Origin of the sequence: Cronobacter condimenti 1330, from assembly GCF_001277255.1 — a bacterium.
Classification (GTDB): domain Bacteria; phylum Pseudomonadota; class Gammaproteobacteria; order Enterobacterales; family Enterobacteriaceae; genus Cronobacter; species Cronobacter condimenti.
The window spans coordinates 2901554-2926314 of record NZ_CP012264.1 but is presented as its reverse complement, the minus strand read 5'-3'; the positions used below and the strand labels follow the sequence as shown (position 1 = coordinate 2926314).

The window sequence follows — 24761 nt, the reverse complement described above, 5'->3', positions numbered from 1 at the left end:
GTTAATTAAGCCACGCCCCGAGAGGCAGCGTCACGTCAAGCAGCCGGTCAAAGGCGAACCAGAGCGCGCCGCCCATCACCACACCGGATACCGCCGCCGCCGGAAGCTGCGCGCCAAACAGCACGCCGACCACCGCTGTCAGGAGCGCGGTCGCGAGCGGAAAGCCCAGCCACTCAAACCCCCAGGCATAAAGCAGCAGAATAATCACCATCACCACCAGCCGCTTGAGCACGGCGAGATGCGGCCACTCCACTACATCCGGATGGCGCAGCAGCAGCAGTACCGAGCAGAGCAGCATCAGGGCGATAATTCCCACCGGGAACGGACGCGGCCCGACCGGCTCGTAGGCGTACTCGCTGTGGATCTGCCAGGCGACAAACAACCCGCCAATGCAAAGCAGGATCCCGATGCCGGCAAAAATGCGATCGCTCATGGCCTCCCCCTTTGTTATTTCGCAAGCCCAAACGCTTTCGCTTTTTCACGGTAATCCGTGACCTGTTTTTTCACGTATTCATCAAGCGCTTTGCCGGTCATGTTGAATTCAAACAGGCCGCGCAGATCGCGCTGCTTTTTGAATTCGTCGGTTTGCTGGAGCTTTTCGAAGGTCTGTACCCACCACTGATAATCGGCGTCGCTGACTTTAGGCCCCACGTAGAAACCACGAATAATCGGCCACACCAGGTCATAACCCTGTTCTTTGGCGGTGGGAACCTGTGCAAGCTGGCCGGGCAGACGCTCGTTGGCAAACACTGCCAGCACGCGAACCTTATCGCCGGTGAGATACGGCACCATCTCGCTTAAATCGCCCGACACCGCCTGTACGTGATTACCCATCAACGCGGTCACCGGCTCGCCGCCGCCCTCAAACGCCACGTAGCGCATCTTGTGCGGATCGACGCCAGCTTTCTGCGCCAGCAGCGCGGTTTTCATCCAGTCCTGGCTGCCGATGGAGGCGCCTGCGCCAAACACCACGCTATTGGGATCTTTCTCGAGCGCTTTCATCAGGTCGCCGAGCGTTTTCCATGGCGAATCCGCACGTACCGCAATCATGCCGTAATCGGTGCCAACGCTTGCAAGCCAGCGCACGTCGTCAACGTTGTAACGGCCAAATTTCCCCTGTGAGAGATTCAGCAGCGAACCGCCGGAGAACGCCACCACGGTGCCCGGCTCACCGGGACGCTGGGCGACGATCGCGTTATAGGCCACCGCACCAACGCCGCCTGGCATGTATGTCACGCGCATCGGTTTTTCCAGCGCGCCGGTTTCCTGCAGGCTCACCTGAATCAATTTGCAGGTTAAATCGAATCCGCCGCCGGGTTTCGCCGGCGCGATACATTCGGGGCGCGACGGCGCGTCCGCCGCGCTGGCGGTTGTAAAGGTGAAAGCCAGTGACGTTGCTAACAGGGTAGAGAGAAGGGCTGTTTTCATTTTCATCCTCATGCATGACTGCCGTGATGTTTCTGATTATGTGAACTGCTTTGTAGCGTACCGGTTGCATGATTGTTAAAACTAAAGCCTTTCAGTTTCCTTTCATCGCGACAGAAACTTTACTGGATGTGATATGCGTCTCTTACTGGCAGAAGATAATCGTGAGCTGGCTCACTGGCTGGAGAAAGCGCTGACGAATAACGGCTTTGCCGTGGATTGTGTCGGCGACGGGCTGGCGGCAGACCATCTGCTGCAAAACGAACGTTACGCCGTGGCGGTGCTGGATATAGAAATGCCGCGTCTGAATGGGCTCGATGTGCTAAGCCGGTTGCGCCGTCGCGGGCAGGCGGTGCCGGTGCTGCTGCTTACGGCGCACGGCGCCGTGGCGGACCGGGTGAAAGGCCTTAATGAAGGGGCGGATGACTATCTGCCAAAACCGTTTGAGCTAAGCGAACTGGAGGCGCGGTTGCGCGCGCTGGTGCGGCGTAGCGAAGGGCAGGTGCAGGAGGCGCAGCGTCTTGGCGAACTGACGTTTCACGATGAAGGCTATTTCGAATTACAGGGTAAGCCGCTGGCGCTGACGCCGCGCGAGCACGCGCTCTTAACCGTGCTGATGTATCGCCGTCGCCGTCCGGTATCACGCCAGCAGCTTTTTGAGCAAGTTTTCAGCCTGAGCGACGACGTCAGCCCTGAAAGTATTGAGATATACATTCACCGGTTGCGTAAAAAACTCGCCTCCAGCAACGTTCAAATCACCACGCTACGCGGCCTGGGCTATGTGCTGGAGTGCAGCGATGAACTGGTTGCGCCCTGAATCGCTGCTCGGAAAACTGCTGCTGTTTCTTGGCCTGCCGCTCTTGCTGCTGTGGGCGTTTTCGGCGTTAAACAGTTATGTCAGCGCGCTGAACGCCGCGACGCAGGCATATGACCGCACGCTGCTTGCCTCGGCCCGTATTATCGCTGAAAGGCTCAATGTGCAGCACGGTGAACTCCAGGCGGACGTGCCGTGGGTCGTGCTCGATAGCGTCGAGCGCAACATGAATGACCGTCTTTACTACAAAGTGCAGGATACGCACGGGCGGGTTATCTCCGGCTATGACGATCTTCCGGTGATGCCACGCGGCGTGGCGCGCACCGATCTCTATCCGGCGCTCGCGTGGTTTTATCACGCGACTTATCAGAGCCAGCGGCTGCGCGTAGCGCGACTGTTGCAGCCGGTCAATGAGGACGGCATTAACGGTATGGCAGAGATTTATGTCGCCGAAACTTTGCAGTCACGTCATCTGCTGGCGCGCCAGCTATTGCTCTCTTCCGCGTTAACGCAGGGCGGCCTGGTGTTGCTGACGCTGGTGCTCGCCGGTTTTTTGCTGCGCCGGGTGCTAAAGCCGATGCGCAAGCTGTCGCGCCTGATGGTCAGGCGATCGCCTGGCGAACTGACGCCGCTGCCCGATCTGCTGCCGTGGTCGGAAACGCGGCTGTTGATTATCGCTTTCAATCGCTACATCAGCCGCCTGCGCGCGCTCATTGCCCGTCAGGAGCGCTTTAGCGCCGATGCCTCCCATCAGTTAAAAACGCCGCTTACGGTCCTCAAAACGCAGGCGGCCGTAGCCCTTGCAAGTGACGATCCGGCGCAGTGGCGCGAGAGTTTACTGGCGATGAGCGCGACGCTTGATAACACTATCGATCTGACCGAACGCCTGTTGCAACTGGCGTCGTTGCGGCGCGCCGAGCCGAGTGAAGCTCGCGCCTTCGACGTGGTGGATCTGGTGGCAGCAGCGCGCGAAAGCTGTTTCTCTCGTCTGCCGCAGGCGCGCAGCAAACCGGTCGATCTCGGTTACGAAGGCGAAGAAGGGCCGGTGTGGGTATCGGCGGAGCCGCTGCTTCTGGCGGAGTTGTGTGCCAATCTGCTGGATAATGCGCTGAAATATACGCCCGCAGGCGGTGTGGTGACGGTGCGCGTTTGCGTGGAGAAAAACGAGGCGCGACTCGAAGTGGAGGACAGCGGGCCGGGCATCGAGGCCGCGCAGCGCGATCAGGCGCTGACGCCGTTTCGTCGTCTTGATAATGCCGGAATGCACCCCGGCGCCGGGCTTGGACTGGCGCTGGTGAATGACATTGCGCGCTGGCACCGCACCCGCGCGGAACTGCGTAAGGGCGAACAGCTCGGTGGGCTGCTGGTACGCGTTCGCTTACCCGTTCACCTCTCCATGCCCGGCGCCGGTGGCGTTTAATGCGCTCCGGCATAGATGTTTTCTCTTTTTTAGGGCGCTACCGCGACGCACAGACGGCCCCGCATTGATTGCATGCGGGATACGGGTACAATGCCGCGTTGCATTTACAGGGTCCTTTTTCTTTTTTTTGAGACACATGGAATGAAAAATACTATTCGTTTAGCAATCGCTGGCTTGTTGCTGGCGGCCACGCAGGCAGGCGCCGTGAGCGTCAATGGCTCCGTGGGCGAGCATTACACTAATCTGGGCGCAGGTTTCGGCACCGAAAGCAGCGGCCTGCAGCTGACCGGCAACTGGGCACATAATGACGATCACGGGGATATCGTGGGCGTTGGCCTGGGCTTCAACATGCCGCTTGGGCCGTTTATGGTCACGCCGGGCGTGAAAGCTATCTATCTGAACCCGAACGAGGGCAGTGAAGGTTACGCGGCGGCGGTTGGCGGCGGCGTGCGCTGGGATATCGGGCAGCGCGTCTCGCTGTTTGGCGACTACTACTACTCGCCGGATTCGCTCTCCAGCGGCGTGAACGACTACCAGGAAGCCAGCGCGGGCGCACGTTTCTCTCTGTTCCGTCCGCTTAGCGTGGAAGCCGGTTACCGTTATATCAATATGACCGGTAAAGATGGCGATCGCGACAGCAAAGTGGCCGATGGCCCGTACCTTGGCGTGAGCGCAGGGTTCTGATTTTCCGGGCGCAGTTATCCGCTGCGCCTGTTTTTTTCCTCCTTCCTTTCTCTGCGCGCTATAGTAAAGCCGTTCCTTCATGCGGAGAAAATAATGCTACAGACAGAAATGCTCTCGACCGGCGATGAAGTGCTGCATGGTCAGATTGTCGATACCAACGCCGCCTGGCTTGCCGAGCTCTTTTTTAATCAGGGATTGCCGTTAACCCGCCGCAACACCGTGGGCGACAGCCTGGATTCACTGGTAGCGGCGCTGACCGAGCGCAGTCAGCACGCCGATATTCTTATTGTTAATGGCGGTCTGGGGCCGACGAGCGACGATCTAAGCGCTGAAGCGGCAGCCCGCGCGGCCGGTGTGGCGCTGGAGCTGCATGAGGGCTGGCTTGCACAAATGGAGCGTTTTTTTGCTGAGCGCGGGCGGGTGATGGCCCCGAGCAACCGCAAGCAGGCGTTGTTGCCGGCAGGCAGCGAGATGATAGACAACCCGGTGGGTACCGCCTGCGGTTTTGCCATCACGCTCAATCGCTGTCTGATTTTCTTCACGCCTGGCGTGCCGTTCGAATTTAAGCGAATGGTCGAGCATGAGATCCTGCCGCGCCTGCGTGCGCGATTTACCATTCCGGAGCCGCCGCTCTGCCTGCGTCTGACCACGTTCGGGCGTTCAGAAAGCGATCTTGCGGCACAGCTGGATACGCTGACCCTGCCGCCGGATGTAGTCATGGGCTACCGCTCCTCGACGCCGATTATTGAACTTAAGCTAACGGGCCCGGCCGCGCGGCGCGAGGAGATGGAAGCGTTGTGGCCGGCAGTGCGTGAGGTGGCGGGGGACAGCCTGATTTTTGAAGGCACCGAAACCCTGCCATTCCAGATTGCCCGTTGCCTGCGTGAGCAACAGCTCAGTATCACGCTCAGCGAGCAGTTCACCGCCGGGCTGCTGGCGCTACAGCTTTCGGGGGCGGAAGCGCCGCTGCTCGCAAGCGAAGTGCTGCCGGCGCAGGTGGAGACGCTTGCCCAGACCGCCCACTGGAATGTGGATCGCCGCAGCCGCCATCTCGCCGATCTGGCGCTCAGCATCGCAAGTTTCGAAGATGACGAGATAAATATTGCGCTGACCACGCCGCAGGGCACTCAGGCCGTGCGCCTGCGCGTTAACGCCAGCCGCTACGCGCTGCGCATCCGTCAGGAGATTTGCGCGATGATGGCGCTTACGCTGGTGCGCCGCTGGTTAAACGGCCAGGACGTGACGGCAAGCCAGGGCTGGGTGCAGGTCGTCGATACACTTACGGTATAACACTCATCGGGGCGTCAGCGGCTCAGGCCGGCGTCCCGCTCTTTTCCCCTCCGTGGTTCCTTCATGTTCTTCTCTTAAACACAACGCGTCTGACGTCTTTTCCTTTTCTTCCTCTGCACAATGCGGGTGCACCATTCCCTGCTTTTTGGGCTTAAACGAAAGTAAACGCGCATAAAGCGAAAAATATAACGCGGCGTGATGCGCTTTTGTGTTCGGTTGTCATATTTCTGTAACAATTTGTGCGATGTTTCACAGCATAAATAATCCTTTTTGCCTACTATCACGCTCGCAAAGGAAACATAAGCAAAACGAATAAATCTACATCCAAATAAGCAGGAGACAGTGATGTTAAGTATTTTTAAACCCGCCCCGCATCGCGCAAGGCTGCCTGACGGCGAGATAGATCCGCTCTATCGTCGCCTGCGCTGGCAGATTTTTATGGGGATTTTCTTCGGCTATGCCGCTTACTATCTGGTGCGTAAAAACTTTGCCCTTGCGATGCCGTATCTGGTAGAGCAGGGGTTCTCTCGTGGCGATCTGGGCTTTGCGCTGTCCGGCATCTCCATTGCTTATGGTTTTTCAAAATTCATTATGGGCTCGGTCTCTGACCGCTCGAACCCGCGCGTTTTCCTCCCGGCGGGGCTGATCCTTGCTGCGGCAGTGATGCTGTTTATGGGCTTCGTACCCTGGGCGACGTCCAGCATTATGGTGATGTTCGTGCTGCTGTTCCTGTGCGGCTGGTTTCAGGGCATGGGATGGCCGCCGTGTGGGCGCACAATGGTGCACTGGTGGTCGCAGAAAGAGCGTGGCGGGATTGTGTCAGTATGGAACTGCGCCCATAACGTGGGCGGCGGCATTCCGCCGCTGCTGTTCCTGCTCGGTATGGCGTGGTTTAACGACTGGCATGCGGCACTCTATATGCCTGCGTTCGGGGCGATTCTGGTGGCGATTATCGCTTTCGCGCTGATGCGCGACACGCCGCAGTCCTGCGGTTTGCCACCGATTGAAGAGTATAAAAACGACTACCCGGACGACTACAGCGACAAGCACGAAGAAGAACTGACCGCGAAGCAAATTTTTATGCAGTACGTGCTGCCAAACAAGCTGCTGTGGTACATCGCTATCGCTAACGTCTTTGTCTACCTGCTGCGCTACGGCATTCTCGACTGGTCACCGACCTATTTAAAAGAGGTGAAGCATTTCGCGCTGGATAAATCCTCGTGGGCGTATTTCTTCTATGAATATGCAGGTATCCCCGGCACGCTGATCTGCGGCTGGATGTCGGACAAAGTCTTTCGCGGTAACCGCGGCGCCACCGGTGTGTTTTTCATGACGCTGGTGACGATAGCCACAGTTGTTTACTGGCTCAATCCGCCGGGCAACCCTAATGTCGATATGGCCTGCATGATTATTATCGGCTTCCTGATTTACGGCCCGGTGATGTTAATCGGCCTGCACGCGCTGGAGCTGGCGCCGAAAAAAGCGGCAGGCACCGCAGCCGGCTTTACCGGTCTGTTCGGTTATCTTGGTGGCTCTGTCGCAGCGAGCGCTATCGTCGGATATACCGTCGATTTCTTCGGCTGGGATGGCGGCTTTATGGTGATGATTGGTGGCAGCATCCTGGCGGTCTTGCTGCTGATTATCGTGATGGTTGGCGAGCATAAACACCACCATGAAACGCAGGCGAAACGCGGATAAGGAGCACCGATGAAACTGAAAATGACGCTGGCGGCGCTGGCGATTAGTGTGATGTCGGCAAATGCGCTGGCGGCAGATAAGCTGGTGATTGCGCATCGCGGCGCCAGCGGCTATCTGCCAGAACATACGTTGCCGGCCAAAGCGATGGCCTATGCGCAGGGCGCCGATTACCTTGAGCAGGATCTGGTGATGACGAAGGATGACCAGCTCGTGGTGTTGCACGACCACTATCTGGACCGCGTGACCGACGTTGCCGACCGCTTCCCGGACCGGGCGCGCAAGGATGGCCGCTACTACGCGATCGATTTTACGCTCGCCGAGATTAAATCGCTGGCGTTTACCGAAGGCTTTGAGCTGGAAAACGGTAAAAAGGTGCAGACCTTTCCGGGGCGCTTCCCGATGGGCAAATCGGACTTTCGGGTGCATACCTTTGAGGAAGAGATAGAATTTGTGCAGGGGCTGAATCACTCAACGGGTAAAAATATCGGCATCTACCCGGAGATAAAAGCGCCGTGGTTCCATCATCAGGAAGGCAAGGACATCGCCGCAAAGACGCTGGAAACGCTGAAAAAATATGGCTATACCACCAGGCAGGATAAGGTCTATCTGCAATGCTTTGATGCAAACGAACTCAAGCGCATCAAGAATACGCTTGAGCCGAAACTGGGAATGGATCTGAAGCTGGTGCAGCTTATCGCCTATACCGACTGGAATGAAACCCAGGAGAAACAGGCGGACGGCAAGTGGGTGAACTATCGCTATGACTGGATGTTCAAACCCGGCGCCATGAAGCAAATCGCGCAGTATGCCGATGGTATTGGGCCGGATTACCATATGCTGGTAGCCGAAGGTTCAACCAAAGAGAACGTGACGCTCACCGCGATGGCGAAAGAGGCGCACGACAGCCATCTGCAGGTGCACCCGTATACGGTGCGCGCCGACCAGTTGCCGGATTACGCGGCGGACGTAAATCAGCTTTATGACGTGCTGTATCACAAGGCGGATGTGGACGGGTTGTTTACCGATTTTCCGGACAAAGCCGTGCAGTTTTTAAACGACAAACCGTAAAACAAAAAGGGCCGTAAGGCCCTTTTTTTACACCTGGCAGAAAGCTTTGTAGGTCAGGTAAGCGCAGCGCCACCCAAAAACACCGCCGACAACCTTATTTGCATCATCGTCCGGCACCCACATGCCCCTTTTAACGGGTTACATTTCTATCTCAATATCGCCCTGCGGTTTACAGCAGCACGGCAAAATCTCGCCTTCCTGTATAAATGCCAGTGGTTTGGTGAGCCACTGCACCTGTCCTGCGACCAGCTTACAGCGACACGAGCCGCAATATCCTTCGCGGCACTGGTACTCTACCATCACCGCATGCGACTCCAGTGCCACTAACAAGGAAGGGTGCTCGTCCGGGCACGACAGCTCGGTGCCCGTCACGCGAAGCGTAATACGACCCATATCAGAGCTGGAAGCTGCTCAGGTCGTCGTGGTCGATTTCAGAATCGATCTGACCGACCAGATAGGAGCTAACTTCAACTTCCTGCGGTGCGACCTGCACGTTGTCAGAGACAAGCCAGGTGTTGATCCACGGAATCGGGTTCGAGCGGGTTTTGAAGGGGAGATCCAGGCCGACTGCCTGCATACGGATATTGGTGATGTACTCAACGTACTGGCACAGAATATCTTTGTTCAGGCCGATCATTGAACCGCCCTGGAAGAGGTATTCCGCCCACTCTTTTTCCTGCTGCGCCGCCAGAACAAACAGATCGTAGCACTCCTGTTTGCACTCTTCGGCAATGATAGCCATTTCAGGATCGTCTTCGCCGCTGCGCATCAGATTCAGCATATGTTGGGTGCCGGTCAGGTGCAGCGCTTCGTCACGGGCGATAAGGCGAATGATTTTGGCGTTGCCTTCCATGAGTTCACGTTCAGCGAACGCGAAAGAGCAGGCGAAGCTCACGTAAAAGCGAATGGCTTCCAGCGCGTTCACGCTCATCAGACACAGGTAGAGCTTTTTCTTCAGCTCATGCAGGCTCACGGTGACGGTTTTACCGTTCACGCTGTGAGTCCCTTCGCCCAGAAGGTGCCAGTAGCTGGTCATCTCGATCAGATCGTCGTAGTAATGCGAAATGCCTTCGGCGCGCTTCAGGATTTGCTCGTTGGTGACGATGTCGTCAAATACTACCGCCGGATCGTTAACGATGTTGCGGATGATATGGGTGTAAGAGCGCGAGTGGATGGTCTCGGAAAACGCCCAGGTTTCTACCCAGGTTTCCAGCTCCGGGATAGAGATAAGCGGCAGCAGCGCGACGTTCGGGCTGCGGCCCTGAATGGAGTCGAGCAGCGTCTGGTATTTCAGGTTGCTGATGAAAATATGTTTTTCATGCTCCGGCAGTGCCTGGAAGTCGATGCGGTCGCGCGACACGTCCACTTCTTCAGGACGCCAGAAGAACGACAGCTGCTTCTCGATAAGCTTTTCGAAAATTTCATATTTTTGCTGATCGTAACGCGCCACGTTGACCGGCTGGCCAAAGAACATGGGTTCAAGAAGCTGATCGTTTTTCGTCTGTGAAAATGTGGTGTAGGCCATGACGTAAATCCTGTGAAACGGCTTTGTTGATAAGAGGCGGTTTGCACCGGCCTCTCACCCGGCCCTCTCCCCGAAGGGGCGAGGGGGAAATGAGAAACCCCCTTCACCGGGAAGAGGGTTGCTTCAGGTCAACGACCTTTTTAAATCTTACATGCCCCGCTTTCGCAGCCATCATCCTGAATGGATGGCGCCAGGTCATCCTGGGCATCTTCCGCGCCGTCGCGGGTGTTCTGGTAATACAGCGTTTTCACGCCGAGCTTATACGCCGTCAGCAGATCTTTCAGCAACTGCTGCATCGGCACTTTGCCGGACGAGAAACGCGTCGGGTCGTAGTTGGTGTTAGCAGAAATCGACTGGTCGATAAATTTCTGCATGATGCCCACGAGTTGCAGATAACCGTCGTTGCCCGGCATTTCCCACAGCAGCTCATATTTATCTTTAAGCGCTTCGTAGTCCGGCACTACCTGACGCAGGATACCGTCTTTTGACGCCTTGATGCTGATGTGGCCGCGCGGCGGCTCGATGCCGTTGGTCGCGTTCGAGATCTGCGAAGAGGTTTCAGATGGCATCAGCGCGGAGAGCGTGGAGTTACGCAGGCCATGCGTCTGAATAGATTCGCGCAGGGTTTCCCAGTCGTAATGCAGCGGCTCGTTCGCAATCGCATCCAGATCTTTTTTGTACGTGTCGATCGGCAGGATGCCTTTGCTGTAGGTGGTTTCGTTGAACCACGGGCACGCGCCTTGCTCTTTCGCCAGGTCATTAGAGGCTTTCAGCAGGAAGTACTGAATCGCTTCAAACGTTTTGTGCGTCAGATTGTTGGCGCTGCCGTCTGAGTAGCGTACGCCGTGCTTCGCGAGATAGTACGCGAAGTTAATCACGCCAATACCGAGGGTACGGCGGCCCATCGCGCCGCGTTTCGCCGCCGGGATCGGGTAATCCTGGTAGTCCAGCAGGGCGTCAAGCGCGCGAACCGCGAGGATGGCCAGCTCTTCAAGCTCGTCCAGGCTCTCGATAGCGCCCAGGTTGAACGCGGAGAGGGTGCAGAGCGCGATTTCGCCATTCTCGTCGTTCACATCTTCCATCGGTTTGGTCGGCAGCGCGATTTCCAGGCACAGGTTGGACTGGCGCACCGGCGCGACAACCGGATCGAACGGGCTGTGGGTGTTGCAGTGATCCACGTTCTGGATGTAGATACGGCCGGTAGAGGCGCGCTCCTGCATCATCAGCGAGAACAGCTCAGAGGCTTTAATACGCTGTTTGCGGATGCTGTCATCCTGCTCATATTTGGTGTACAGACGTTCGAACTCGTCCTGATTGGCGAAGAACGCATCATACAGGCCTGGCACGTCGGACGGGCTGAAGAGGGTGATGTCTTCGCCTTTCAGCAGACGCTGATACATCAGCTTGTTGATCTGCACGCCATAGTCCATGTGACGCACGCGGTTGGCTTCGGTGCCGCGGTTGTTTTTCAACACCAGCAGGCTTTCAACTTCCAGATGCCACATTGGGTAGAACAGCGTTGCCGCGCCACCGCGAACGCCGCCCTGAGAGCAGGACTTCACCGCAGTCTGGAAATGCTTGTAGAACGGAATGCAACCGGTGTGGAACGCTTCGCCGCCGCGAATCGGGCTTCCGAGCGCACGAATGCGGCCCGCGTTGATGCCGATCCCCGCACGCTGGGAGACATATTTCACAATGGCGCTGGAGGTCGCGTTGATGGAATCCAGGCTGTCGCCGCACTCGATCAGAACGCACGAGCTGAACTGACGGGTAGGGGTACGCACGCCCGACATGATCGGCGTTGGCAGCGAAATCTTAAAGGTGGAGACCGCGTCGTAGAAGCGCTTCACATAATCCAGGCGAGTGTCGCGCGGATAGTTGGAGAACAGGCACGCTGCGACCAGGAGGTAGAGGAACTGCGCGCTTTCGTAGATCTCGCCGGTCACGCGGTTCTGAACCAGGTATTTCCCTTCGAGTTGCTTCACCGCCGCGTAAGAGAAGTTCATATCACGCCAGTGGTCGATAAAGCCGTCCATCTGCGCGAACTCGTCTTCGCTGTAATCCTGCAGCAGGTGATGGTCATACTTGCCAAGCTCTACCATCTTCACGACATGGTCGTACAGCTTCGGCGGCTCGAACTGGCCATACGCTTTTTTACGCAGATGGAAAATCGCCAGGCGCGCGGCCAGGTACTGGTAGTCCGGCGCATCGCGGGAGATCAGGTCTGCCGCCGCCTTGATGATGGTTTCATGAATATCGGAGGTTTTAATGCCGTCGTAGAACTGAATGTGAGAACGCAGTTCTACCTGGGAGATGGAGACGTTATGCAGACCTTCTGCAGCCCAGTCCAGAACACGATGAATTTTATCCAGGTTAATGCGTTCCTGGCTGCCATCTCGTTTTGTTACCAGCAGACTCTGATTCATGGGTAATACCTGTCCGTGAAATCCGTGAAAATAGAAATATCCCCCGCTTATCCACAAGTGACTAACTCTGTGGATAAATACTATATATAGGGGGTTTGAGATAAGTGAAACGCTATATGGTGAGTATTCTAGTCCGGATTCTTTTGAGAACAAGGCTTGATTTCAGTGTTAATTTGCGGTTGCAAAATTTCGAAATTAAGTAAGTCCTCATGTCATAAGGGCTTGAAGGCTTGTCAAGGCGGCAGGAAAAAAAATGAATTTTTGATCGAACGCTGATTTCCTGGTCAGGAAAGAAATTGCGCAACAGAACGTTGCGCAATTTTTAATACCAAAAGCTTATATCAGGCAGGGTTTTTAGCCTGAGTATGCAACATATAATTTACATCCACGCCGGGCGCGAGTTTAAAACGGTTGGTCAGCGGGTTGTAATGCAGGCCGATAATGTGGCGTTCTTCAAGCGACGTTTCATCCACCCAGCCCAGCAGTTCAGAAGGGCGGATAAATTTTTTGGCGTCGTGGGTGCCTTTGGGAACCATACGCAGGACATATTCCGCGCCGACCACCGCCATCAGCCAGGATTTAGCGTTGCGGTTGAGCGTTGAGAAAAAGACGTGGCCGCCGGGTTTTACGAGCGCCGCGCAGGCCTGTACCACGGAGCGCGGGTCCGGCACATGCTCCAGCATCTCCATGCAGGTTACGACGTCGTACTCGCCCGCATGCTGCGCCGCGTGTTCTTCAACCGTACGCTGGACGTATTCAAGCTCAACGCCGCTTTCAAGCGCGTGCAGACGCGCTACCGCGAGCGGCTCGGCGCCCATATCAAGCCCCGTCACGTGAGCCCCTTCGCGCGCCATGCTCTCTGAGAGAATGCCGCCGCCGCAGCCGACATCCAGCACCTTTTTCCCGAACAGACCGCCTGCACGTTCGGCGATATAACCCAGACGCAGCGGGTTAATGCGATGCAGCGGTTTAAACTCCCCTTCCGGGTCCCACCAGCGCGAAGCGACAGCTTCAAATTTGGCGATTTCTTCTAAGTCTACGTTGTGCGCAACTGGCGGTTTTTCAGCATTCATGGACGCCTCTACTCCTTTCTTCGCAAGAGCGTCGAGTATAACAGGCGTCAGTGGGGAATAAAGCGGCCTGACGGGGCTATTCGGTTTACCGAATAGGGCGCGGCTGTGTTATAATTTGCGACCTTTGAATCCGGGACACAGTAGAGGGATAACGGTCAGATGAGCGACCTTGCCAGAGAAATTACACCGGTCAACATTGAGGAAGAGTTAAAGAACTCCTATCTGGATTACGCGATGTCGGTTATTGTCGGCCGCGCGCTTCCGGATGTCCGAGATGGCCTCAAACCGGTACACCGTCGCGTACTTTACGCCATGAACGTGTTGGGCAATGACTGGAATAAAGCCTACAAAAAATCCGCCCGTGTCGTTGGTGACGTAATCGGTAAATACCATCCCCACGGTGACTCCGCCGTCTACGATACCATCGTGCGTATGGCTCAGCCGTTCTCGCTGCGCTACACGCTGGTCGATGGTCAGGGCAACTTCGGTTCTATCGACGGCGACTCCGCCGCAGCGATGCGTTATACGGAAATCCGTCTGGCGAAGATCGCCCATGAACTGATGGCCGACCTCGATAAAGAAACCGTTGATTTTGTTGATAACTATGACGGCACGGAAAAAATTCCGGACGTCATGCCAACGAAAATCCCGAACCTGCTGGTTAACGGTTCTTCCGGTATCGCCGTTGGGATGGCGACCAACATTCCGCCGCATAACCTGACGGAAGTGATTAATGGCTGCCTCGCCTATATCGACGATGAAGACATCAGCGTCGAAGGGCTGATGGAGCACATCCCCGGCCCGGATTTCCCGACTGCCGCCATTATCAATGGCCGTCGCGGCATTGAAGAGGCATATCGCACCGGTCGCGGCAAAATCTACATTCGCGCCCGCGCGGAAGTGGAAGTCGATCCGAAAAACGGCCGCGAAACCATTATCGTGCATGAGATTCCGTATCAGGTGAACAAAGCGCGCCTGATCGAGAAAATCGCCGAACTGGTGAAAGAAAAGCGCGTAGAAGGCATCAGTGCCCTGCGCGATGAGTCTGACAAAGACGGTATGCGTATCGTTATTGAGATCAAACGTGACGCCGTTGGCGAAGTGGTGCTCAATAACCTTTATTCGCAAACGCAGCTTCAGGTTTCCTTCGGTATCAACATGGTCGCATTGCACCATGGCCAGCCGAAGATCATGCCGCTGAAAGACATTCTGGCAGCGTTCGTCCGTCACCGTCGTGAAGTGGTGACCCGCCGCACCATCTTTGAACTGCGTAAAGCGCGTGAGCGTGCGCATATCTTAGAAGGCCTGGCGATTGCGCTTGCGAACATCGACCCGATTATCGAGCTGATTCGCCGCGCGCCGACGCCGTCGGAAGCAAAAGCGGGCCTTATCGCTAATGCGTGGGAGCTTGGCACCGTTTCCGCCATGCTGGAGCGTGCCGGCGACGACGCCGCGCGTCCGGAGTGGCTGGAGCCGGAGTTCGGCATCCGCGACGGCAAATACTGGCTGACCGAGCAACAGGCTCAGGCGATCCTCGACCTGCGTCTGCAAAAACTCACCGGCCTTGAGCATGAAAAACTGCTCGACGAGTATAAAGAGCTGCTCGAACAGATCGCTGAGCTGCTGCATATCCTCGGCAGCGCCGACCGCCTGATGGAAGTGATCCGCGAAGAGCTTGAGCTGGTCCGCGATCAGTTTGGCGACGAGCGCCGCACCGAAATTACGGCTAACAGCGCCGATATCAACATTGAAGATCTGATCAACCAGGAAGATGTGGTGGTCACCCTGTCTCACCAGGGCTATGTGAAGTATCAGCCGCTGAAGGATTACGAGGCGCAGCGCCGCGGTGGTAAAGGTAAATCCGCCGCGCGTATTAAAGAAGAAGACTTTATCGACCGCCTGCTGGTGGCCAACACCCACGATACGATCCTCTGCTTCTCGAGCCGCGGTCGTCTTTACTGGATGAAAGTCTACCAGTTGCCAGAAGCGAGCCGTGGTGCCCGTGGGCGTCCTATCGTTAACCTGCTGCCGCTGGAAGCCAACGAGCGTATCACGGCCATTCTGCCGGTTCGTGAATATGAAGAGGGCGTCAACGTCTTTATGGCGACCGCGAGCGGCACCGTGAAGAAAACAGCGCTGACCGAGTTCAGCCGTCCGCGTACCGCCGGTATTATCGCGGTGAACCTGAACGAGGGCGATGAACTGATTGGCGTTGACCTGACGGCGGGCAATGACGAAGTCATGCTGTTCTCCGCACAGGGCAAAGTGGTGCGCTTTAAAGAAAACGCAGTTCGTCCGATGGGCCGTACCGCCACTGGCGTACGTGGTATCCGTCTTGGCGAGGGCGACAGCGTGGTATCGCTTATCGTACCGCGCGGCGAAGGCGCTATCCTGACGGCTACCCAGAACGGCTACGGCAAACGTACCGCGGTGGAAGAGTACCCGACCAAGTCGCGTGCGACGAAAGGGGTTATCTCCATTAAGGTTACCGATCGCAACGGCCCGGTTGTCGGCGCGGTGCAGGTAGACGATGCGGACCAGATCATGATGATCACCGATGCCGGTACGCTGGTGCGTACGCGCGTGTCGGAAATCAGCGTGGTAGGCCGTAATACCCAGGGCGTTATCCTCATCCGCACCGCGGAAGATGAAAACGTCGTCGGGTTGCAGCGCGTGGCCGAGCCGGTAGATGACGAAGAGCTCGACTCTATCGATGGCAGCGTGGCGGAAGGCGATGATGAAATCGTGCCGGAAACCGACGCTGACGACGACGTAGCGGACGACGCTGACGAGTAATCGTCACGCGATATCCCAGGCGACGTCTCGCCACAGCAAAGGGCCGGTTTACCGGCCCTTTCTTTTTTCGGCGCTTATTGCGCCTGGCTGCTCTGAATATCGCCGGATAATATCGTTGCCGTTGCGACCCGGGGGTTTTGCGGCTACCTTAACGGCATTCCTTTGATAACCCTCTCGGCTGGCTGGTGCCCTTTTGAAATACTTCGTCTCTTTTCGCTCGACGCTGAAAGTGTCCCGCTATCTTTTCCGGGCGCTGGCGCTGCTGCTCTGGCTGCTTATCGCCCTGTTTTCGGTGTTTTACATCGTCAACGCGCTGCACGTAAAAGAGTCGGAAATTCGCCAGGAATTTAACCTGAGCTACGATCAGGCGCAGCGCTATATTCAGCGCACGTCTGACGTGATGAAAGAGCTGAAATATGTGGCCGAAAACCGGCTCGATAATATCGATGCGCAGCTTAAAAACGGGCGTGGTCAGAATGACGCGTTGAACACGCCAGCCTTTGTGCCGCTGTTTTCCGATTCCGACTGCAACACGCTCGGCACCAGCTGGCGCGGTTCGCTACAGTCGCTCTCCTGGTTTTTGCGCTACTGGCACGATAACTTCTCTGCGGCTTACGATTTAAACCGCGTGTTTCTGATTGGTTCCGATAATCTCTGTATGGCAGATTTCGGCCTGCGGGATGTGCCGCTGGAACGTGATAAAACCTTACAGGCGCTGCATGAGCGCATTGTCAAATACCGCAATGCTCCGCAGGACGAACGTGGTAACAGTCTGTTCTGGGTCACCCAGGGGCCGCGACCGGGGATTGGCTATTTCTACTCCCTGACGCCAGTTTATCTGGCGAACCGCCTGCAGGGGCTGCTGGGTATTGAGCAGACCATTCGTATAGAAAACTTCTTCACGCCGGGCAGCATGCCGATGGGCGTGACTATCCTTGATGAAAACGACAGCCCGCTGTTCTCGCTGACTGGCCCGGAAACACGGCTTGAGCGCAACGGCGAATGGGAGCAGGAGCGCGCCTGGTTTGGTTATACGTCAGGCTTTAAGCAGCTCATCCTGAAGAAAAGCCTGCCGCCGTCATCATTGAGTATTGTCTATTCGGTGCCGGTCGATCTGGTGCTGGAACGCATCCGGATGTTGATCCTGAACGCAGTACTGCTGAATGTGCTGGTGGGAATTGTGCTCTTTATGCTTGCGCGCATGTATGAACGCCGTATTTTTATCCCGGCGGAAAATGACGCGCAGCGCCTGGAAGAGCATGAACAGTTCAACCGCAAAATTGTCGCCTCGGCGCCGGTCGGGATCTGTATTTTGCGCACCCAGGACGGCACTAATATTATTTCCAACGAGCTTGCGCATAACTATTTAAACATGCTCACGCATGAGGACCGACAACGGCTGACGCAGATAATCTGTGGTCAGCAGGTCAATTTTGTCGACGTCCTCACCAGCAACAATACCAATTTGCAAATAAGCTTTGTGCATTCGCGTTATCGCAATGAAAACGTGGCGATCTGCGTACTGGTGGATGTCTCTGCGCGCGTAAAAATGGAAGAGTCGCTGCAGGAGATGGCCCAGGCCGCGGAACAGGCGAGCCAGTCGAAATCAATGTTCCTCGCGACCGTGAGCCACGAGCTGCGTACGCCGCTTTACGGCATTATCGGTAACCTTGATCTGCTGCAAACGGAAGAACTGCCAAAAGGCGTGGATCGTCTGGTCACCGCCATGCATAACTCCTCCAGCCTGCTGTTGAAAATCATCAGCGATATTCTCGATTTCTCAAAAATTGAATCGGAACAGCTGAAAATCGAGCCGAGCGAGTTTTCGCCGCGCGAAGTGATGAGCCATATCACCGCGAACTATCAGCCGCTGGTGGTACGCAAACAGCTTGGACTGTACTGCTTTATTGAGCCTGATGTGCCGATGACCCTGCTTGGCGATCCGATGCGGTTGCAGCAGGTGATTTCAAACCTGCTCAGCAACGCCATTAAGTTCACCGATATCGGCTGCATTATTCTCCATGTCGGCACGCAGGGCGATTATCTCTGCTTCCGCGTGCGTGATACCGGCGTTGGTATTCCGGCGAAAGAAGTGGTGCGGCTGTTTGATCCGTTCTTCCAGGTCGGTACCGGCGTGCAGCGCAATTTCCAGGGTACAGGGCTCGGGCTCGCGATTTGTGAAAAACTCATCAACATGATGGATGGCGATATTTCGGTAGATACCGAGCCGGGCATGGGCAGCCAGTTCACGATCCGCATTCCGCAGTGGCAGGCGCAACTGCCGCCGAAGGCGAACGTCGACGGGCTTTCCAATAAACGCTTCTGGCTGGCAGTGCGCAACGCCTCACTGTGCGAATACCTGCAAGGGATGCTGACGCGCAATAATATTCGCGTGCAGAATCACCACGGTGAAACGCCGGACAAAGACGATATTCTCATTACCGATGACGAGAACTGCGCCAACTGGCCGGGCCGGGCGGTAGTGCTGTTCTGCCGCCGCCATATCGGTATGCCAGTTGAGCGCAGCCCAGGCGTCTGGATGCACAGCGTCGCAGCACCCCATGAATTGCTGACGTTGCTTGGCCGTCTTCACAGTATCAATGTGGAAGTGCCGGGTAGTGAACCGACGCTCCCTGCTGCGTCAACCAGCGCCGAACAGAACGAGGATATGATGATTCTGGTGGTGGATGACCACCCGATCAACCGCCGCCTGCTCGCCGATCAGTTGGGCACGCTGGGTTATCAGTGCCGTACTGCGAATGACGGCGTGGATGCGCTGAATGTACTGAGCAAAAACCATATCGATATTGTGTTAAGCGACGTCAACATGCCGAATATGGATGGTTATCGCCTGACACAACGTATCCGCCAGCTAGGCATGACGCTGCCGGTCGTCGGCGTGACGGCTAACGCGCTGGCCGAAGAGAAACAGCGCTGTCTCGAATCGGGCATGGATAGCTGTCTCTCCAAACCGGTGACGCTCGATGTGCTGAAGCAGACGCTCGCGGTGTACGCCGACAGGGTACGTAAGGCGCGGGGATGATCGTTGCGCATCGTCACGGGCTGGCGGTGCGCGTGTTGATGCCAGGCGTTAATACCGATAAGTCACACTTATCTGTCATTAATCAGTGGTGGTAATGCGTCGTAGAATAAAGCAGGGCAGGGAAGGCGGGGGAATATCCCTGCCCGAAGGCAGGGACAAAAGGCATTACTCTTTATCCGCCGGCGTCAGGCTCACGGAAGAGAGGTAGTTCAGCAGCGCGATATCGTTATCCACGCCCAGTTTCATCATGGCTGATTTCTTCTGGCTACTGATGGTCTTAATACTGCGGTTCAGTTTCTTGGCAATTTCAGTGACCAGGAAACCTTCAGCGAACAGACGCAGCACTTCGCTCTCTTTCGGCGAAAGACGCTTATCCCCATAACCGCCCGCGCTGATTTTCTCAAGCAGACGAGAGACGCTTTCCGGGGTGAATTTCTTGCCTTTCTGCAGTGCGGCCAGCGCTTTCGGCAGATCGGTCGGCGCGCCTTGCTTAAGAACAATCCCTTCGATATCGAGATCCAACACGGCGCTGAGAATAGCCGGGTTGTTGTTCATGGTCAGTACGATAATAGATAACGTCGGGAAATGGCGCTTAATGTATTTAATAAGCGTAATGCCGTCGCCGTATTTATCGCCCGGCATGGAAAGGTCGGTGATAAGAACGTGCGCGTCTAACTTCGGCAAATTGTTAATTAGTGCTGTGGAATCTTCGAACTCACCGACAACATTCACCCACTCGATTTGTTCAAGAGATTTGCGAATGCCGAACAGAACAATCGGATGGTCATCGGCAATAATTACGTTCATATTGTTCATGTATTAGGCTACCTTGCTACAGCAGGCTCTTGACGTAAACGTCAATGTCGCTGATATATTTTTCTATGGCTGTGGCATCCTTCTCACGAATGAGATGCTCCAGTGTTTCACATAACTGTTTGCCGGGAACCAGGTTCAGCATAGCGAACACGCCTTTCAGGCGGTGCGCCGTCTGCGCCAGCGCAGCAAAGTCGCCAGCGGACGATTCAGTATACAATCTCTGAACGTCATCCGGTACCGTATCGACGAACAGCGCATAATAGCCGCTGGCATGAAGCTGCGCATTTTCATCGCCGCCCATTGGGGATTCAGGAATATCTTCCTGCGCCAGTTGCTCTTCAATTAGTTGTAGCACTGCTTCCTGCATGGCGTGACTAATATTAAAGTTGACGCGCAGCTGTCCCGGTCCGATGCGTCGTACGCCGGCCTCATCATCGCTTAAAAGCAGGCCGTTGGCAGTAAGATTAGACGGATTATCCGTTAAAAATATATCGTACTCTTGACTTGATAACCTTTCATCCGGCGTGATGCAGGATGCGCCCCACTGTTCAAGCTGGCGCACCACCACGTTACGCACTTCATTCGATGTAATGTCGATCATCGCGATAACGTCATCCAGCAGACGTTCGTCGCTCTCTTCGGTTTCCATCGGTTCTACAGGCATCGTGACGTGCAGCGAATAGCGCGTACCAAGCTCTTTACGGGCTTTGATATTCAGATGCCCGCCCAGACGGCGTGCCAGCTGGTTACACAGATAGAAGGTAAGCCCATTGGCCTTGCCGAACTGATCGGTGGACGTATCGTTGAGGAACGGGAAGTGCAGGTTATCGATTTCGCTATTGCTGATGCCTTCTCCGGTATCCAGCACGCGGAATAACAGACGTTCGCGCGCGCCTTCTTCTGACATCACTTCCAGCGTGATTTTGCCAATCTGCGTGGTGGTAACAGAATAGTGCAGCAGCATCAGCAAGACTTTGCGCAGCGCCTCGCGGTCGCCGTGGCGCTCCTCGTTAGCGGAAAGCTGATTATTGATAAGCAGCTGCAGGCCTTTACGTTTGATAACCGGCAGGACTTCCGGCACGACTTCGTCAATCAGTTCCTGAATGGTGAAATCGCTGGGGGTGGGGCGCCAGAAATCGGCCTCCAGTTGATTCACCAACTGAATCTCATCGACCAGACGCGCAATCCGCTCGGCCTGCTCGGCCAGCACCTGGCTTTCCGGCGCTTCAACCAGCGCCGCCTGACGCGCAAGCTGCTGCGTCGGGTCTTTTAGCGCAGCGCCAATGTTTTGCATGAATACGGAGCGGCCCTGCTGGTTTTTCTCATACAGGCGCTGTGCCTGCTTGAGCTTTTTATTCACCAGGATTTCGCGATCCTGATCGCGAATAATGAAAATCTGCGTGCGCGGCACGACCTGGCTTCGGAACAGCCGGATTTCATAGAGCTCGTTATTCACCGTCGCCTGAATAATGCCCTGGTGCTGATCGGCCATCGACGTGATGTTTTGCAGATTCAGGTGTGGCAGCAGGTGATCGGCGATTTTATTGCTCATGATAGTGCGGCTGGATTCCTGATCATGCACCAGCAGCCCCAGCGGCAATACGCTCAGGATCTCTTCGTTCAGCGCGCGCAGCATTTGCAGTTCGGCATTATTAGACGCATTAGCGACGTTTTCCACCGGGCGACTTGGCTGGTGACGGAACGTCGTATAACCAAAGAGCGCGAGCGCCAGCAGGCCGATGTTTAGCAGCAACGGCAGGAGGATATTTTGCAGCGTTTCCATCAACAGCGTGCCGAACGGCACTTCCCAGATGAGCCGCAACTGGGTGCTGGTGAGCGCTGAGGAGATCTCAATGCGCGTGCTGTTAAAGTTAATACTCACGCTATCCGGATCGTCTTTATCCTGACCCGTTGCGGCATTCGGGCTGCTGTCAGGCTCCAGGCGGAAACTCTCGAGCGGCATGCCTGGGGGGATAAGATCGTTAATCGGAATATCAAACGCTACGACCGTCGCCAGATGGCCTGGCTGGTTAAACGTGGTGCGCAGAGTGAAATAGTGACCGTTCTGCCACGCGAGTTTACGCAGCGGTGAAAAACTCTCACGCTCATCCAGTGCATTTGCCTGCTGGAGCATTTCGGCGCGGCGCGAATCCGCAATGGCGTTGATGGAGTTTTCTTTAAAGCCGGAGGAGAGATCTTTTAAGGGCAGCGTGGAGATCAGGATCATACTGTTGTCCTGACCATTGAGATAATACATCGACCATGGCGCGCTTTCGGCGCCCCACAGCGTATCAAGGTAGCTCGAAATACGCTGCGTCATATCAAGCGTGGAGCTGTCGTGCGAGCCGAAGATCAGCGCTTCGGTTTTACGGTGCGGTTTCTCAAGATAATAGACATCCTGACGCAGACGCGTTTCCTGCAATCCTTCGCCGCTCTGGCCGGCTGCCGCGGCACCGATATTGTCGTAAATCTGCCAGGTGGCGTAACGATACGTATCTACCCGTTTATGCAAGGCATGCGTGATGTCGACTATCTGATAGCTCTTATCTTTCAGCCACGCGTTGACGGCGCTCTGGACCATCACGCCCATCGTCACCAGAAGCACCACAATTAGTAATAAGAAGAAACGGGTAATACTGCCCGGCATAAGGGAAAATTTATTGGGGATCATTGCGTCTGGCTGACTCATTATTGTGCGTAATCCACCGGCCTGCGCCGTGTAAAGAAAAAAGAACCGTGCTGCGCCGGCGGCAGCTATCCATTTTTTTGCCTTCTTGTCCTGCCACGTCGCGTCAAAACGAAGCGCAACGCCCGTGTCACAGGGCTTGTCGGGTCGACACCTGTCTTATTTAACAGTATCGCAAACAATGAAGTATAAAGCGAAACGTATGATTTACCAGATGGTGAGAACGGTCTGAAACTGTGGTAACAGGCGGCGTTCGGTGGGGCGGGCGGTAGAAATGCGTTGCCGATATTATCGCCATTTCATTCGTAAACGAACAAAATAACGTCAACATGATTAATTAATAGTCGTTAATTTTACTTTTATTTGTGAGGAAAAAGGAATTTCACAAAATTAAGGCAAAAAAATGCCGGATGCGAGCATCCGGCGGTAATAGGGGTAAAACGAACATTCAGATATGAATGACGGTAATAAATAAAGTTAATGATGATAGCAGGGGTAATTCTAGAGGACTCTTTAGATCGGGTTTTGGCATTCAGTGCGGTAAATAGTCTTAATCGATAACTTTATGATTTTAAAAGTTTTTGTGTGGTTTCTTGATAATTAGTGCGAATATATTTAGCGATTAGTGCGGAAAAAAGTTCAGCGATATTAATATGTTGTTACATTTTGAAGGCATTCTGAAACACCTAAAAAGTTTTCGTATCATATTCCCGTTGGATTATTCGTCTCCGGTTTCGGACAATGGATTCGCCCGCTAGTTCCGTGAATTAGTGAGCAGTGGCAATAATAAGTATATAAAGGCATATAACAGAGGGTTAATATAATGAAAGTTAAAGTTCTCTCCCTGCTGGTCCCGGCTCTGCTGGTTGCAGGCAGCGTAAACGCGGCAGAAATCTATAATAAAGACGGCAATAAATTAGATCTGTTCGGTAAAGTGGACGCTGAGCACTACTTCTCTGACGACAACAGCGCAGACGGCGACCAGACCTACATGCGTATCGGCTTTAAAGGCGAAACCCAGGTCAACGATCAAATCACCGGTTACGGCCAGTGGGAATATCAGATTCAGGGCAACACCTCTGAAAGCGACAACCAGTCCTGGACCCGTGTGGCGTTCGCAGGTCTGAAATTCGGTGATGCCGGTTCTTTCGACTACGGTCGTAACTACGGCGTTATCTATGACGTGACTTCCTGGACCGACGTTCTGCCGGAATTCGGCGGCGACACCTACGGCGCAGACAACTTCCTGCAGTCTCGTGGTAACGGCATCGCAACCTACCGCAACACCGATTTCTTCGGTCTGGTTGATGGTCTGAACTTCGCTCTGCAGTACCAGGGTAAAAACGGCAGCGTGTCTGGTGAAAACGACGCCGCTGGCGGTCGCAGCCTGCTGAAACAGAATGGCGACGGCTACGGCATGTCCCTGACCTATGATCTGGGCGAAGGCTTCAGCGTCGGTGGCGCAATGGCGACCTCCAAACGTACCGCTGACCAGAACAGCGCAGGCGTTTATGGCGAAGGCGACCACGCAGAAGTTTACTCCGGCGGCCTGAAATACGACGCGAACAACATCTATCTGGCGGCGCAGTACTCCCAGACTTACAACGCGACCCGTTTCGGTACCTCTAACGGCAGCAACCCGAGCGACATCTACGGCTTCGCTGACAAAGCGCAAAACTTCGAAGTGGTTGCACAGTACCAGTTCGACTTCGGCCTGCGTCCGTCTGTGGCTTACCTGCAGTCCCGCGGTAAAGACATCGCCAACAAAACCACTGGCGCGTCTTACGGCGACCAGGATCTCCTGAAATATGTTGATGTTGGTGCGACTTACTACTTCAACAAAAACATGTCCACCTTCGTTGATTACAAAATCAACCTGCTGGATGACAACAACTTCACCCGCAACGCCGGCATCGCGACCGATGACGTCGTAGCGGTAGGCCTGGTTTACCAGTTCTAAGTTTGACCCTGATGTGCAAAAGGAGCCTGCGGGCTCC

General features: G+C 55.3%; 17 protein-coding genes. 9 read left to right on the top strand and 8 right to left on the bottom strand.

What is annotated here, in order from left to right; genetic code table 11:
• Position 1: 1 nt before the first annotated feature.
• Positions 2-433 (bottom strand): tripartite tricarboxylate transporter TctB family protein, encoded by a 432-nt coding sequence (locus tag AFK62_RS13300; protein ID WP_007665631.1) that lies wholly within the window; start codon positions 431-433, stop codon positions 2-4.
• A gap of 14 nt (positions 434-447) precedes the next feature.
• Positions 448-1428 carry a Bug family tripartite tricarboxylate transporter substrate binding protein gene (locus tag AFK62_RS13295; RefSeq protein WP_007665630.1) on the bottom strand — a complete coding sequence of 327 codons (981 nt, stop codon included), beginning with the start codon at positions 1426-1428 and terminating at the stop codon, positions 448-450.
• 133 nt (positions 1429-1561) lie between these two features.
• Here AFK62_RS13295 and tctD point away from each other — a divergent pair, with 133 nt between their 5' ends.
• The 6 genes from tctD (at position 1562) to glpQ (ending at position 8399) form a co-directional block, all read left to right on the top strand.
• Entirely contained in the window at positions 1562-2242 is a 681-nt protein-coding gene (gene tctD, locus AFK62_RS13290; RefSeq protein ID WP_007665627.1) for a transcriptional regulator TctD, read from the top strand.
• A complete protein-coding gene (locus tag AFK62_RS13285; protein WP_053531959.1) occupies positions 2223-3659 on the top strand; it encodes a sensor histidine kinase in 1437 nt (478 codons plus the stop codon). Before tctD ends, AFK62_RS13285 begins: the two co-directional genes overlap by 20 nt.
• A gap of 141 nt (positions 3660-3800) precedes the next feature.
• Positions 3801-4343 carry a YfaZ family outer membrane protein gene (locus tag AFK62_RS13280; RefSeq protein ID WP_007665623.1) on the top strand — a complete coding sequence of 181 codons (543 nt, stop codon included), beginning with the start codon at positions 3801-3803 and terminating at the stop codon, positions 4341-4343.
• A gap of 93 nt (positions 4344-4436) precedes the next feature.
• Positions 4437-5633: a nicotinamide mononucleotide deamidase-related protein YfaY gene (locus AFK62_RS13275; protein ID WP_053531958.1), complete on the top strand. Its 1197-nt coding sequence runs from the start codon at positions 4437-4439 to the stop codon at positions 5631-5633.
• A 345-nt stretch (positions 5634-5978) separates the two neighbouring features.
• The gene (glpT, locus tag AFK62_RS13270; protein ID WP_007665619.1) at positions 5979-7331 is read left to right on the top strand and encodes a glycerol-3-phosphate transporter; all 1353 of its coding nucleotides are present in this window, start codon (positions 5979-5981) and stop codon (positions 7329-7331) included.
• A gap of 9 nt (positions 7332-7340) precedes the next feature.
• Positions 7341-8399: a glycerophosphodiester phosphodiesterase gene (gene glpQ, locus AFK62_RS13265; protein WP_007665617.1), complete on the top strand. Its 1059-nt coding sequence runs from the start codon at positions 7341-7343 to the stop codon at positions 8397-8399.
• 138 nt (positions 8400-8537) lie between these two features.
• On the opposite strand, the gene yfaE is transcribed toward glpQ, so the two are convergent.
• The 4 genes from yfaE to ubiG all read right to left on the bottom strand — a co-directional run bounded on the left by yfaE (position 8538) and on the right by ubiG (position 13423).
• On the bottom strand, positions 8538-8792 hold the full coding sequence (gene yfaE / locus AFK62_RS13260; RefSeq protein WP_032983984.1) for a class I ribonucleotide reductase maintenance protein YfaE: 255 nt from the start codon (positions 8790-8792) through the stop codon (positions 8538-8540).
• 1 nt (position 8793) lies between these two features.
• A complete protein-coding gene (gene nrdB, locus AFK62_RS13255; RefSeq protein ID WP_007665614.1) occupies positions 8794-9924 on the bottom strand; it encodes a class Ia ribonucleoside-diphosphate reductase subunit beta in 1131 nt (376 codons plus the stop codon).
• 140 nt (positions 9925-10064) lie between these two features.
• Positions 10065-12350, bottom strand: a complete 2286-nt coding sequence (nrdA, locus tag AFK62_RS13250; RefSeq protein WP_007665608.1) for a class 1a ribonucleoside-diphosphate reductase subunit alpha — start codon at positions 12348-12350, stop codon at positions 10065-10067.
• A 341-nt stretch (positions 12351-12691) separates the two neighbouring features.
• On the bottom strand, positions 12692-13423 hold the full coding sequence (gene ubiG, locus AFK62_RS13245) for a bifunctional 2-polyprenyl-6-hydroxyphenol methylase/3-demethylubiquinol 3-O-methyltransferase UbiG (RefSeq protein ID WP_007665606.1): 732 nt from the start codon (positions 13421-13423) through the stop codon (positions 12692-12694).
• A 159-nt stretch (positions 13424-13582) separates the two neighbouring features.
• Between ubiG and gyrA the strand changes: the two genes are divergently transcribed.
• A complete protein-coding gene (gene gyrA, locus AFK62_RS13240) occupies positions 13583-16219 on the top strand; it encodes a DNA topoisomerase (ATP-hydrolyzing) subunit A (RefSeq protein ID WP_007665605.1) in 2637 nt (878 codons plus the stop codon).
• A 193-nt stretch (positions 16220-16412) separates the two neighbouring features.
• On the top strand, positions 16413-19262 hold the full coding sequence (gene rcsC, locus AFK62_RS13235) for a two-component system sensor histidine kinase RcsC (RefSeq protein WP_007676708.1): 2850 nt from the start codon (positions 16413-16415) through the stop codon (positions 19260-19262).
• Between the two features lie 165 nt (positions 19263-19427).
• Here rcsC and rcsB read toward each other — a convergent pair whose 3' ends face one another.
• Both rcsB and rcsD read right to left on the bottom strand, forming a co-directional pair.
• Positions 19428-20078 carry a response regulator transcription factor RcsB gene (gene rcsB, locus AFK62_RS13230; RefSeq protein WP_007676706.1) on the bottom strand — a complete coding sequence of 217 codons (651 nt, stop codon included), beginning with the start codon at positions 20076-20078 and terminating at the stop codon, positions 19428-19430.
• A 16-nt stretch (positions 20079-20094) separates the two neighbouring features.
• Positions 20095-22749 (bottom strand): phosphotransferase RcsD, encoded by a 2655-nt coding sequence (rcsD, locus tag AFK62_RS13225; RefSeq protein ID WP_053531957.1) that lies wholly within the window; start codon positions 22747-22749, stop codon positions 20095-20097.
• A gap of 838 nt (positions 22750-23587) precedes the next feature.
• Between rcsD and AFK62_RS13220 the strand changes: the two genes are divergently transcribed.
• The gene (locus tag AFK62_RS13220; protein WP_007676703.1) at positions 23588-24724 is read left to right on the top strand and encodes a porin OmpC; all 1137 of its coding nucleotides are present in this window, start codon (positions 23588-23590) and stop codon (positions 24722-24724) included.
• Positions 24725-24761: the final 37 nt, after the last annotated feature.

Bases quoted from the DNA above. Each gene is read 5' to 3' on its own strand.
- AFK62_RS13300 (WP_007665631.1), bottom strand. From the start codon at position 433: ATGAGCGATCGCATTTTTGCCGGCATCGGGATCCTGCTTTGCATTGGC.
- AFK62_RS13295 (WP_007665630.1), bottom strand. From the start codon at position 1,428: ATGAAAACAGCCCTTCTCTCTACCCTGTTAGCAACGTCACTGGCTTTC.
- tctD (WP_007665627.1), top strand. From the start codon at position 1,562: ATGCGTCTCTTACTGGCAGAAGATAATCGTGAGCTGGCTCACTGGCTG.
- AFK62_RS13285 (WP_053531959.1), top strand. From the start codon at position 2,223: ATGAACTGGTTGCGCCCTGAATCGCTGCTCGGAAAACTGCTGCTGTTT.
- AFK62_RS13280 (WP_007665623.1), top strand. From the start codon at position 3,801: ATGAAAAATACTATTCGTTTAGCAATCGCTGGCTTGTTGCTGGCGGCC.
- AFK62_RS13275 (WP_053531958.1), top strand. From the start codon at position 4,437: ATGCTACAGACAGAAATGCTCTCGACCGGCGATGAAGTGCTGCATGGT.
- glpT (WP_007665619.1), top strand. From the start codon at position 5,979: ATGTTAAGTATTTTTAAACCCGCCCCGCATCGCGCAAGGCTGCCTGAC.
- glpQ (WP_007665617.1), top strand. From the start codon at position 7,341: ATGAAACTGAAAATGACGCTGGCGGCGCTGGCGATTAGTGTGATGTCG.
- yfaE (WP_032983984.1), bottom strand. From the start codon at position 8,792: ATGGGTCGTATTACGCTTCGCGTGACGGGCACCGAGCTGTCGTGCCCG.
- nrdB (WP_007665614.1), bottom strand. From the start codon at position 9,924: ATGGCCTACACCACATTTTCACAGACGAAAAACGATCAGCTTCTTGAA.
- nrdA (WP_007665608.1), bottom strand. From the start codon at position 12,350: ATGAATCAGAGTCTGCTGGTAACAAAACGAGATGGCAGCCAGGAACGC.
- ubiG (WP_007665606.1), bottom strand. From the start codon at position 13,423: ATGAATGCTGAAAAACCGCCAGTTGCGCACAACGTAGACTTAGAAGAA.
- gyrA (WP_007665605.1), top strand. From the start codon at position 13,583: ATGAGCGACCTTGCCAGAGAAATTACACCGGTCAACATTGAGGAAGAG.
- rcsB (WP_007676706.1), bottom strand. From the start codon at position 20,078: ATGAACAATATGAACGTAATTATTGCCGATGACCATCCGATTGTTCTG.
- rcsD (WP_053531957.1), bottom strand. From the start codon at position 22,749: ATGATCCCCAATAAATTTTCCCTTATGCCGGGCAGTATTACCCGTTTC.
- AFK62_RS13220 (WP_007676703.1), top strand. From the start codon at position 23,588: ATGAAAGTTAAAGTTCTCTCCCTGCTGGTCCCGGCTCTGCTGGTTGCA.